Below are 11851 nucleotides of genomic sequence, written 5' to 3' on the forward strand. Positions count from 1 at the left end.
TGGAGCGCAGATCGCGTCCAGACTCAATTTGGAAGAGGCGAACGGTTTAGATGCCTTTCCAGTTACTTAATCTGACATTTCCTCTGGCTCCACTTTTTCAAATCGTTTAAATGCTTTATCTGCAATCTCCAGTTTATGGTACATACCTGTATCCAACTCATCAATAATATGAATGAGTTCGTGACTATTAAGTGTGATGGCCATAATTATCTGGCTTTGGGGGCTAACTTCGGATACCGACTGAATAAAACTGTTCATATCTTCTGAAACTATACTTTGTTGAGCGGGCTCATCAAAAATAATAACTCCAGGATGATTCCCATCTTTTTCAATCGAAACTTGTAAAAGAGCCAGTGTAAAAGCCCAAATAGTTCTGATTCCGTCACTTGCTGATGAATCAAATTTCATATCAAATCCATCAATAGTTGGTAGTAAAGATTCTTCCGAAATTTCTATGCCATCAAAACTTGATAAGCTGCTATAGTGATACCTTCGCAGGTTATCGATAAAGTGAGATTTTAATAGAGCAATTTTGCTCATGTCTGTTTCAGAAATTCCTTTCTTCGGCAAATGACTTTTCTGCTCTAAATAATCATTCCACTTTTCTGATAAATCACTTAAATTATCAAGAAAAGAATGGAAAGTGTCTTGCAAATTAGATAGCTGCTCAATTTGTTTTGATATTTCTATCTTTTTTAAAATTATTGCTTCAGACGCTTCAGTATCTGTTGTTGTAAAAAGGTCTGAGCGGATTGTTTGAGCTAACCGGCGTAGAGTTAATAATCTGCTTTCATAATCCTCCCTTTCTTTTTGTAATGCATCACGAGTATTCTTACGGCTATTGAGAGAAAATTCCAACATACTTTTCTGTGCCTTAAGATGCCGTATATTTTCTTCAATACTCATAAAACCACTACAAGGATTGGCTTCTAAGAGGTTATCTTGAATCTGCTGTTTGCAAGTTGGACAAATATTTGCATTTATTTGCCCATTACTAACTTCCGAACCAAACTTTTGTAATCTAGCTGCATCCTCGTTATTTCTAATATCAGTACAAATGAGTTGAAGATCGGAAGTCAGCCGATGAATTGCTTCATTAATTCCAGATAATTTCTGCATTAGTTGACGTACAATCTCTTCAAATTTGAGAATGGTTGCTTCTGTTTCTGAAAGTTCTGTATTTAAAGCCTCAAAATTGTCAGTCACTCGTGGCTTTAATTGGCGTAATGAGTCATATTCCATTTTTAATTGATTGGTTTTTTCTTCTATAGTAGCTTTCTCAACTGTTAGAATAGCAATACGCGAAAAATCTTTGTTTGAAAGCACACGGGGATACACAGGGATATTAACGATGTCGCAAGATTCGGAATAAGCACATCGCTGTATTTCCTTTATAAGCTGTTCCCATTCATTTTCGAGTTCTGTTTTTATACCAGTTAAGCGATCTCGCTCTTTTTCATTTTTAAAAGTATCGAGTCCAAGTATATATTCAACCACTCGTTTTTTCGATTCTCGAATCCCAAATACAGGCATTCCCGACAGGATATCAGACCAGCCATGTTTTTGCTCAATAAACATGGCAGAAAATATGATTTGTAAATACAGTTTGCGTTCACTGCCATCGGATGTGCGAACTAAAGGAAGATTCAAATGTAAAAAATCTTCTAAAAATGCATGAAACCCCCTCTGACTCGTAGCAGCATGCTGAATATTTACATAAAAATCTTCCGACTGGATCTTTGGATTACTAATCAAATCATATTCACTAAAATATACAGTGATTAGTCTATTATCTTTATTTTCTGCTTTGATGTTTCTATAAATTGTTATTTCTTCGGAGCCGTTACTAATTTCAAGGTATGCTCCTGATTCCGTAACGTTCCAAGACTTTCCGTTGTCATCAATGGCGTTTTTAAAAGCAGATGTTAATACCTTACCACCAATGCCTGCGACACCACCCAGTATCTGCTCAAGGCCAAGACAGTAATATATAGCTGCGAGTATAGAGCTTTTTCCGCAAGTGTTTTCCTTACTGGCCACAAAATTAAGTCCATTTTTAAAAGACTCATCTATTCCATACATGCCGTTTGCAGTATTAATTTCAACACGTAATCTATTAATCCTCAGCATGTCTATCCCTCCAAATTTCAGTGAGTTCCTTAATCCTTGATTCAGTGAGTCTTTTTGATAAATCTGTAAGTTCACTAATTTCAGTAGCCATTAGATCTCCGGCTAATTTGATTCGTTCTGCAAAATTTTTCCCTTGGTCTGTTAATTTATAATTTCCATTTGGTTGTTGTAAGACAAATCCATAAGCGACTGCATATGTAAGTGCTCTATTTACTGCTGGATCAAACCTAACAACCACTGATTCATTTGTTTTATCAGAAAACTCTATTAGATTGTCCATATTCTTTCGTGACAACAACGCAAAGGATATCATATGGAGTTTAATGAGCGAGCAAGATGTTCCCCATCCACATATGTACATAATAAGACACAACTGAGAAACCTTATAACTTATCCGATAGTTATAAGGTACCGCATCTGGTTTTGCATCAAAAATTATATCACCTTGTAGAGGGAATTGATTTACCATTAGTTATACACTCCTGAATTCCATAGAGCAATCAGCCAACCAACTTGCGACTAAATCTTGTTTTAGTTCTACAATTGAAGCTTGTGTCAGTATTTTAGAAAAGTCCTTTTCGAGTTTTTCTTGAAACTCGTTGAGGATGTTATTAAATAGGCTTTGATTTAATTGTCGATCAGTATTCATCCGAGTTTTTAATGAAACTTCCCTTTTATAGCTCTGCTCTAATCTATAGAGATCTTCATAGATTTCCGGAAAATGAAGTTGTAAATTGTTCATGATTTCCAGTCCAGCTATATAGTAATCAATATAAATATTAATCACATAATTTAAATCAGGATCGTCTTCATCAACGTGCATCACTGCTCCCACTTTACGCCGTATATTAGCTACTTTTTGGGAATCACATTTAGACCAATCCGGCATCTCTTGATGTTGAACCGCTAAATTAAGCTTCATATCAGTGAGATTTGTGCGAATAATTCTGCTAATTTCCGGAGCGAAATCTTCTGCAACTTTAACAAGTATTTTAAAATCATCAGAAATGTAAGCAAACAAATCAGGATTTTTCTTTTTTGCAGTTGACACTTCCTGCTGCTTCGATTGCGCATGGCTAAGAATTCTTGGATCTTTATATTCAGGAATATTAAAATGCCATTCAGCAATTGGCGGAACTCCTAAGTCTTTTAAGCGTTCCCCATTATTCATTAATTTTTCAATATCCGCAGTTAGCTTGTTTCTTTGATGAGCATAAAGCTCATTATCTGAATATACACGTTCTGGACAATAGCACTGATGTACTATTCCGCTGTGAGTAAATCCCTCAATGCCAGCATCTCCGCCTTGCACAGCAGGGATAGCCGTGTAATGCTCTCTTTGATATCTTAGACGATAACATTTTACGCAGAGTTCTTCCCATGCATTTCCGGTCATATATCCCTCAATAAATGTCATAATGCTGCTCATTATAACCCACCCCTTAGCTTGTTTATTCCAATTGAATTTGTATAGTCAGGCCGGGAAGATAAGGCATGATAGTCTATACAAAATTCGGTAATTTCATTTATATATCGAATCTTGACAAGGTGAAAAGTTAAATAAGTCTTTGTAATGATTACTTCTCGATGGAATAAAAATAATTTATCTCCTATTTGTGGGGGATTCTGAACTTTCATGCTTAAATCCCCTTTCTGCACAAATCTTCTAATTCATCTCTATCTAAGAATCCTCTCTAACGTACACTTATTCATTTTTATTATAGCAGAAATCCTACGATTTTGAAAGTTGCTTTTTATATATATTTAAGGTATCCACAAAAAATAGCACCGTTGCCCTCGGCCTGAGGACATCGGCGCTATTTTTTGTGGGCACTCTATTTTTTCAGTGGTAGGTATGCATCCTGCTCGTATCCACCGACAAACCGTATTCTGATCTGGGTGGCGGATAAGACTGTCACTTGTTCAATGATTCTTCAGATGAAGTCATCATTAAATTCAGTAAGGTTCAGGTTTTCCTCGTTATTGATATAAAGCAGTGCCTGCTGGTATTGATACTCCTGCGCCTGATTTGCTATTTTTTCTGGATTTCCTGCACTTGACTGGTGAGAGTCATTTTCTGTTCGGAAAGCTGCCGCAGCTTGGTGGTGTAAAAGTCTCCATCTCTCTACGAACTTCTTGATTCACTAATTTTTTCTTAAGTATCTTGCAAAGTGCAAAAACAAATCTGCTATAATAAAAAGTCCATCTTCTAAGTATAAGGAGGAATTAATAAGATGGGCAAAAGACACACAGAGGAAGATAAAAAACACTTAGTTTCACTTTACGAGAGTGGAAAATCAGTCCAAGAGATTTGTGAAGAATATCAGATTTCAAGAAGTGCCTTATATAATTGGATAAAACTTTATACGGAACGGAAAGCGCCTAAAACCGGTACAATCATTTCCGGCCACCGAATCGTTTGTCTTGAGGAGGAAAATCAAAAACTTCGGGAAGAAAACGAAATATTAAAGAAAGCAAACTGTGGATGCAACGCATCTCGTGAAGAAAAGATTCAGGCAGTAAAGAAACTATATGGACAGTATTCGCTTCGAGCTTTATGCGATGCGCTGGGGCTAGCTCGAGGAACTTTTTACAACCACATGAAAAGCCAAAAAACTAAAAAATTGGTTGATCAACAGAACGAAGCATTCTGTCCCATCATTCAGAAAATTTTTGAAGATAGCAAAGGACGGCTAGGAGCTCGGCCAATCCGCGCCAAAATGCATGAAATGGGATATGAAATTAGTGTCCGAAGGATTAACTATCTTATGAAAGAAATGAAGCTTTCTGCAGTTGTTCCCAAGCCTGATGCGGCTTATATGCATCCACGCTCAAAATTCTATCGCAATAAACTATCCAGAAATTTTGATCAGACGGAAGCAAACAAAGTATGGGCCAGCGATATTACATATGTACCTGTCGGAGACCAATTTTATTATGTTTGTGTGATCCTGGATTTATTCTCCCGGAAAGTGTTATCTTACAGTGTATCGGAACGAATTGATACTGATTTAACCATTAAAGCGTTTATGTATGCTTACAAATCGAGAAACCAACCACAAGGTTTGCTTTTTCACAGCGATCAAGACTGTCAGTATACATCCTATGTTTTCCGGCAAATCCTGAAAGGCTATCATGTAGAACAGTCATTTTCTACACCGGGACAACCCCATGATAACGCTGTATTGGAAGCTTTCTTTTCCGGTTTCAAAAAAGAACAGGTATTCCGGAATGTGTATCGTACAAAAGAAGAACTTGAAGCATCCGTTGCCGAATACATCGAGTTCTATAACGAGGGAAGACCTCATCGAAAATTAAATATGAAAACTCCGGCTTAATTCGAAGCTGCATACTTTTTTGCTCTAAACACGAAATAAAAAGCGGATGACAGTATTTTAGACAGTCCACAAAAAACTGTTCAAAATACTGTCATCCGATCAGATGAAAGGGACGAACGGTTTAGATGCCGCCGTCAGCGCGAGTGCTTTGCCTAAGCAAAACAAAAAGTCTGAACGCGAAATGCGTCCAGACTTAGTCTGGTGGTGGAGGATGGATTCGAACCATCGAAGCGAAACGCAACAGATTTACAGTCTGCCCCCTTTGGCCACTCGGGAACTCCACCATATTTTATTTTAGTAGCCACATTGGCCGGCCCTTTTCAATGGAGCTGGTGGACGGACTTGAACCCCCGACCTGCTGATTACAAATCAGCTGCTCTACCAACTGAGCTACACCAGCAAATGTGACAACGGTATGGATTATACCATCTTCTTTTCGCGTTGTCAACAAAAAAATTGGTCGAGGCGACAGGACTTGAACCTGCGGCATCCTGGTCCCAAACCAGGCACTCTACCAAACTGAGCTACGCCTCGTCAGCCTTTGTGTTACAGCGCAGCACACCAAAAATTGCTGGATATTCGTAACACAGCTTTTATATTTTAGCCCATCCGCGCCCGTTTGTCAACCAGATCCGCCCCCCTCTTTTCCGCGCTCTCGCCGCGCTGTAACCCAACTGTAACACTTTGTAACCTCCGTCAGGTTGTATGAAAAAATTTGCTCATGTATACTGTTGTTATAGCAAACGGCCGCCCTGTCGCCCCGCCCCGCGGGGAGGCGGCCGCGCGGACAGAGCAAAAAGGGAGTGAAAGCATGGAGCACACGTATAACCCCAAGGCGCAACGCATCCTTTCTGAAATCAAAAAAGCAGTGGTCGGCAAGGACGACATCGCCGCCAAGATCCTCATGGCCCTGCTGGCACAGGGTCACGTCCTCCTCGACGACATCCCCGGCGTGGGCAAGACCACCCTGGCCATGGCCTTCTCCAAGGCCCTCTCGCTGGACTACCACCGCATGCAGTTTACCCCCGACGTCATGCCTTCGGACATCACCGGCTTCACCATCTACAACAAGCAGCTGGGCGATTTTGAGTACAAGCCCGGCGCGGCGGTCTGCAACCTCTTTTTGGCCGACGAGATCAACCGCACCTCCTCCAAGACCCAGTCGGCCCTGCTGGAGGTGATGGAGGAAGGCCGCATCACCGTCGACGGGGTCACCCGCGAGACCCCCAAGCCCTTCATCGTCATCGCCACCGAGAACCCGGTGGGCTCGGCCGGCACCCAGATCCTGCCCGAGTCGCAGCTGGACCGGTTCCTCATCTGCCTCTCCATGGGCTACCCCGACGTGGAGAGCACCATCACCATCATGGAGCGCCGCCACGACAGCAACCCGCTGGACGAGGTCATCCCCCAGGCCAGCCGGGAGGAAATTTTGCAGATGCAGCGGGAGACCCAGCTGGTCACCGTGCACAAGGCCATCTACGAGTACGTGGCCCAGCTGACCGAGGCCACCCGCAACCACGCCATGATCACCCTGGGGATGAGCCCCCGCGGCGCCCTGGCCCACATCCGAATGGCCAAGGCCATGGCCTACCTCTACGGCCGCGACTTCGTGGTGCCCGACGACGTGCAGGAGACCTTCTTCGACGTGGGCGCCCACCGGCTGGTGCTGGGCTCCAAGGCGCGGGTCGGCGGGGTCACCGCCAAGACCCTGCTGCAGGAGATCCTCAACGACACTCCGGCCCCGCAGATCACCGAGAGCCTGCTCGACCAACAGTAGAAGACGCCGAAAGGGGATGTTCCCGTGAAAAAAGCGCGCATCATCTACGGGGCGTTCTGCGTCGCCATGGCGGTGTTCGCCTTCTCCTATCGGGAGTACCTGTCCATGCTGGCCTTCGCCATGGCGCTGCTGCTCCCCCTGGGGCTCTATCTGCTGCTGCGCCACTGCGCCAAAAGAGTCGAGGTGGAGCTGCTGCCCGGCCCCCACTCCCTGGGGCGGGGCGAGTCGTTCTCCCTGCAGCTGCAGATCAAAAACCGGGGGCGGCTGCCCATCGCCCGCTGCCAGGTGGAGCTGTTGGCCCGACACCAGTTCTACAGCGACCCCAACCGGACGGTGGTGGAGACCCCTGTCTTCTCCAAAAACACCCAGACCATCTCCTACTCGGTGGCTCCCCGCCACACCGGGAAGATCACCTTCTCCCTGGGCGAGGTGCGGCTGTACGACTTTTTGGGGATCACCTGCATCCGGCTGGAGCCGAACAGCCGCTTTGTGCTGCCGGTGCTGCCCGCCTTTGTGGACTCGGCCGCCCGCATCGGGGTGGACTTTTTCCGCCACGTGCCCGACAGCAACACCTTCTCCCGCCACCGGCGGGGGGACGACTCCTCCGAGACCTTCAAGCTGCGGGAATACCAGCCCGGCGACCGGATCAACCACATCCACTGGAAACTCACCGCCAAGGTGGGCGAGATGATCGTCAAGGAGTCCAGTTTCCCCCTGCAGGACACCACCTGCATCTTCTTGGAGCTTTACCGGGTCTCCGGCTCGCGGGAGGACAAGAACTACCTCGACGCCATCTTGGAGACCCTCTGTGTCCTCTCCCCCCTCTTTTTGCAGGAGGGGATCGAGCACACCGTCTACTGGTACGACCTGCAAAACGGGGGGCTCGCCTCCCACCGGATCACCGACGAGGCCGACCTGTTTGGCTGCCTGGACGACCTCTTTGACGCCGCCAGCTACACCGAACAGATCTACGCCCTGCAGGCCTACTGCCAGAACTTCACCGTGGCCAAGAGCGCCCAGGTGCTCTACCTGGCCCCCATCATCGAGACCGGCCCCATCGAGCAGATGGGGATGGAGCACCGGGAGCCCTTTACCTTTTTCTACATCCACGACTTCGACCACTGCGACATGCCGGTGCTGGACCGGTATGGCATCCGCTGTATCTGTGTGGACTCCGACCACCCGGAAGGGGCCCTGCAGGCCCTGATCCTGTGAAGGGGGGGACTGGACTTTGAAAGCGAAGAAAAAGCGCGGCAAGAAACCCTCCCTCCTCTACAAACTGCGCCACCCGGCGCCCCTCCCCCCGCTGGAGGGGGACGACATCGCCCTTCTGCGGGACACCTCCCTCGCCCTGGAGCGGCGCGCCCCCCGGGCCAGGTGGTATGTGCGGCTGTTTTTGCTGGGGCTCTGCGCCCTCTCCTTTTTGGCCAGCTTCCTCACCCTCTACCAGCTGCCGGTGAGCCTTGTCTCCCCGGTGGCGCTGGGGGTCTGTCTGGTGGGGGTCTGCCTGCTCTACACCCTCTTTAAATACCCCCTGGCGGGGACGGGGGTGGTCCTCTTTGCAGCCGTCTCCTTCGGCCTCTTCAAAAGCGACGCCCTCTTTTTCGGCTTTGAGATGTTTTTCAACCGGGTCATCGAACTGCTCAACTGGCACACCTTTGAATTTTTGATCCCCTACCGGATCCCGCCCCTCTACGACCAGCCGGCCAGCGAGCGCTTCTTTGTGAACTTTGCCCTCTGCTGCATCCTCTTTGTCATTGGGGTGGCCATCCTCTATCGGTCCAACATCTTCCTCTACCTGGCGGCCACCTTCCTACCGCTGCTCCCGGGGCTCTTCTACGGCCTCACCCCCTCCTACCTCCCCTTCTTGCTGCTGGCCGCCTCCTACGCGCTGGTGCTCTCCCTGCACCTGGCCACCCGGCACCCCCGCGCCAAGAGGGACTTCTCCGAAAAAATCGAGAAAAAGGCCCGCACCTTTCGGGTGGACTACCGAAATTACAACTACCGCTACGCCACCGCCCTCAAGAGCGGCTGTGTCCTCGTCGGCCTCTGCCTCTGCTGCCTGGCGGCGGGCGGGCTCATCATCTCGCCGCCGCTGTACAACAGCCGGGCCTTTACCTCCTTTCGCAACGGCGCTGGGCACAAGCTCTCCGAGGTGTCGATGGAGAAACAGCCCAGCCGTATCCTCAACCTCTACCGCGGGCAGTTGAGCCGCCTGGGCATCTGGCGCAACTACGACGCCGCCAACGACCTGATGATCCGCACCCCCACCCTGGGCCAGTCCATCTACCTCAAGGGGTATGTGGGCGGGATCTACCGGGGGGACCGGTGGGACACCCTGGACGAGGAGGCCGAGCAGACGGGCCGGCAGGCCTTCGGCTCCCTCTTCTCCGAGGCGGAGACCTCGCCCCAAAACCTCCCCAGCGACTACATCGCCCTCTGTGACACCATCGACAACCCGGTGCTCAAAGGGGTCTACCTCTCCCATGCCACCATCTCGGTGGAAGGGCTCAAGAACACCGCCCTCAAGCAGTTCACCTATGTGCCCTACGGCGCGGTCTACCCCTGGTACATTGGGGAGGAGATCGACCCCTCCCTCCTCCTCGAAGGGGAGGAGCTGCCCGAGCGGGAGACCGCCCAGACCGACCTGGACAGCACCATCTGGACCGACAACAACCGCTGGGCCGGCTCCTACGACTTTGACTTTTACACCGCCCCCAACCTGCTGGGGGTGGACATGGACACCCCCCTGCAGGAGGCGGCGCAGCGCGACCGCGACGCGGCGGCTTACGCCCGGCGGGAGGCGGCCTATCGCCGCTTTGTCTACCAGACCTACACCCAGGTGCCCGAGAACATTCAAAAGGTGCTCACCGACGAGCTCTTCACCCCCCAGGCCCTGGCGGAGGCGGGCGACCTGGCCACCTACACCGACTGGGTCCGCAGCTATTTGAGCGAACACTACCACTACAACCCCGCCCCCGGCTCCACCCCCGACGGGCAGGACTTTGTCGAGTACTTCCTCACCCAGCGGGACAGCGGCTTTGCCACCCACTTCGCCTCGGCGGGCGCCATGATGCTGCGCTCGGCCGGCGTGCCCGCCCGCTATGTGGAGGGCTACGCCCTCACCCCCCAGGCCTTGAGCGGCCGCGGGCTGGAGGACGAGAAGGTCCCCATCGAGCAGCCCCTGTTGGGGGTCACCGCCCTGGTGGAGCGGCGGGGCACCATGGTCAGCGGCAGCGCCATGCACGCCTGGGTGGAGATCTACCTGGACGGCTTTGGCTGGGTGCCGGTGGAGATGACCCCCGACCGCTCTATCGAGTACGACACCCTGCCCGTGGTGGACGGCGAGGTGGCGCCCCCCATCATCTCCGGCGGGGGCGGAACCGGCAGCGGCGACCCCAGCGACAGCATCGGCGGGGGCAGCGTCACCTTTGACGGGGTGGACGACCCCCTCTCCATCTTCGACACCTGGCGGCGGCCCCTTAAAAACGCCCCCTGGACCACCATCGTCTGGACCGGCATCGCCTGGCTGGGCGGCCTGATCGCCGTCGCCGCCGTCTTTCTGGCCCTGCGCCGGTTTGTGCGCATCCACCGCTTCAAGCGCTCCCTGGAGACCGACGAGCCCCGCCGCAACATCATCCGCCTCTACCGCTACCTGCTGCAGGCGCTGGACTTCTTCTCCTTCGGCTACACCCACGCCCACTCCTACTACGGGATGGCCAGTAGCATCGAGGTGGCCTTTGGCGACCACCTGGAGCACGGCGAGGCCCTGCCCATCATCGAGCTGGTGCTGGAAGCCGGCTTCAGCCAACACCAGATGACGCCGGAGCAGTTCCGCGAATTCCTGGTCTTTGTCGACCGGTTCATCCGCTCAGTGTCCAAGGACCAAAACATCTTTAAGAAACTCTCCTTCCGCTTCCTCCACGCGCTCTGGTGAGATGTCCCCTACCGTTGCCTTTCCTCCTCCTTTTTTACACAGCGGGCCCGGCACCTGCCACACGGCAGGCCGTCGGGCCCGCTGCTGCGTTTTTCCCTTCGCCCCCGCCGGCGATCGGGCCGTTTCAGCCATAGGGGAGAGAGGGCATCCCCATCTCCCCCTCGCAGAAGCCTACCCTGCTCAGAATGGCGGCGGCCGGAAAACGGCTTCCCCCTTTCCTCTCGACAGGTGCGCCGGCCGGCCCAGCACCCAAAGGAGAAGGCTCCCATATTTAATGGGGTATACCCGACTGCACAGCACACAACCGGGACCGCTCCATATTTTCTGCCCCCAATGTCAAGAGGAGCAGCTTTCCCCACCCCACAGGCCCAAAAATGAAGGGGCTTTTTTCCGCCACCGCAGGGGCCACTCCCTTCCATCGGGCGGGCCGCCTCCTCCCAGCGGCCTGTCCCCCTCCACAGAGGCGACCCGCCAGTGAAGCGGGGTCACCCTAGATTGGGCGAATGCCGGCCCCACTTCAACTGCTGCTGGGGATCTTCTCCCCTCCCGACCAGCCTTTTGCCCCTTCGCCAGGAGCAGGGTGCCGCCTGTTCTTCCCCCGACGCCCTCAATTGGCCCCCATTGGCCCCATCGGCAGGGCGACCGCCGCTGGGAAGCGAGTGGTCCCCC

The 11851-nt window shown here is 50.8% G+C and carries 7 protein-coding genes and 3 tRNA genes; 4 read left to right on the forward strand and 6 right to left on the reverse strand.

All coding sequences use genetic code 11. From position 1 onward, the window contains the following. Positions 1–66: 66 nt before the first annotated feature. From ACTNAU_RS03795 to ACTNAU_RS03805, 3 genes are read right to left on the reverse strand one after another with little or no spacing between them, the layout of a single operon-like run. On the reverse strand, positions 67–2130 hold the full coding sequence (locus tag ACTNAU_RS03795) for a hypothetical protein (protein ID WP_441097596.1): 2064 nt from the start codon (positions 2128–2130) through the stop codon (positions 67–69). Beyond that, complete coding sequence (locus tag ACTNAU_RS03800) at positions 2117–2599, reverse strand: hypothetical protein (protein WP_441097597.1); 483 nt, start codon at positions 2597–2599, stop codon at positions 2117–2119. The genes ACTNAU_RS03795 and ACTNAU_RS03800 overlap by 14 nt, the downstream gene beginning before the upstream one ends. A 3-nt stretch (positions 2600–2602) precedes the next feature. Then, entirely contained in the window at positions 2603–3559 is a 957-nt protein-coding gene (locus tag ACTNAU_RS03805) for a hypothetical protein (protein ID WP_441097599.1), read from the reverse strand. 805 nt (positions 3560–4364) lie between these two features. Here ACTNAU_RS03805 and ACTNAU_RS03810 point away from each other — a divergent pair. Then, entirely contained in the window at positions 4365–5468 is a 1104-nt protein-coding gene (locus tag ACTNAU_RS03810; protein ID WP_441097601.1) for an IS3 family transposase, read from the forward strand. Positions 5469–5667: 199 nt separating this feature from the next. Here ACTNAU_RS03810 and ACTNAU_RS03815 read toward each other — a convergent pair. The 3 genes from ACTNAU_RS03815 to ACTNAU_RS03825 all read right to left on the reverse strand — a co-directional run bounded on the left by ACTNAU_RS03815 (position 5668) and on the right by ACTNAU_RS03825 (position 6002). Beyond that, positions 5668–5752, reverse strand: a tRNA-Tyr gene (locus ACTNAU_RS03815). A 40-nt stretch (positions 5753–5792) separates the two neighbouring features. Then, positions 5793–5868: transfer RNA gene (locus ACTNAU_RS03820), tRNA-Thr, on the reverse strand. 57 nt (positions 5869–5925) lie between these two features. Next, positions 5926–6002: transfer RNA gene (locus tag ACTNAU_RS03825), tRNA-Pro, on the reverse strand. Between the two features lie 277 nt (positions 6003–6279). Between ACTNAU_RS03825 and ACTNAU_RS03830 the strand changes: the two genes are divergently transcribed. The 3 genes from ACTNAU_RS03830 to ACTNAU_RS03840 are packed head-to-tail and all read left to right on the forward strand — an operon-like array spanning position 6280 to position 11182. Next, positions 6280–7245, forward strand: a complete 966-nt coding sequence (locus tag ACTNAU_RS03830) for an AAA family ATPase (protein ID WP_185915834.1) — start codon at positions 6280–6282, stop codon at positions 7243–7245. Positions 7246–7269: 24 nt separating this feature from the next. Beyond that, entirely contained in the window at positions 7270–8460 is a 1191-nt protein-coding gene (locus ACTNAU_RS03835) for a DUF58 domain-containing protein (protein ID WP_185915835.1), read from the forward strand. 16 nt (positions 8461–8476) lie between these two features. After that, positions 8477–11182 carry a transglutaminase-like domain-containing protein gene (locus ACTNAU_RS03840; protein WP_441097604.1) on the forward strand — a complete coding sequence of 902 codons (2706 nt, stop codon included), beginning with the start codon at positions 8477–8479 and terminating at the stop codon, positions 11180–11182. Positions 11183–11851 lie beyond the last annotated feature (669 nt).

The organism is Bittarella sp. HCP28S3_D9, assembly GCF_052065655.1.
Taxonomy (GTDB): domain Bacteria; phylum Bacillota; class Clostridia; order Oscillospirales; family Ruminococcaceae; genus Bittarella; species Bittarella massiliensis.

Excerpts from the sequence above, each read along its gene's own strand:
- ACTNAU_RS03795 (WP_441097596.1), bottom strand. The coding sequence starts at position 2,130 with ATGCTGAGGATTAATAGATTACGTGTTGAAATTAATACTGCAAACGGC.
- ACTNAU_RS03800 (WP_441097597.1), bottom strand. The coding sequence starts at position 2,599 with ATGGTAAATCAATTCCCTCTACAAGGTGATATAATTTTTGATGCAAAA.
- ACTNAU_RS03805 (WP_441097599.1), bottom strand. The coding sequence starts at position 3,559 with ATGAGCAGCATTATGACATTTATTGAGGGATATATGACCGGAAATGCA.
- ACTNAU_RS03810 (WP_441097601.1), top strand. The coding sequence starts at position 4,365 with ATGGGCAAAAGACACACAGAGGAAGATAAAAAACACTTAGTTTCACTT.
- ACTNAU_RS03830 (WP_185915834.1), top strand. The coding sequence starts at position 6,280 with ATGGAGCACACGTATAACCCCAAGGCGCAACGCATCCTTTCTGAAATC.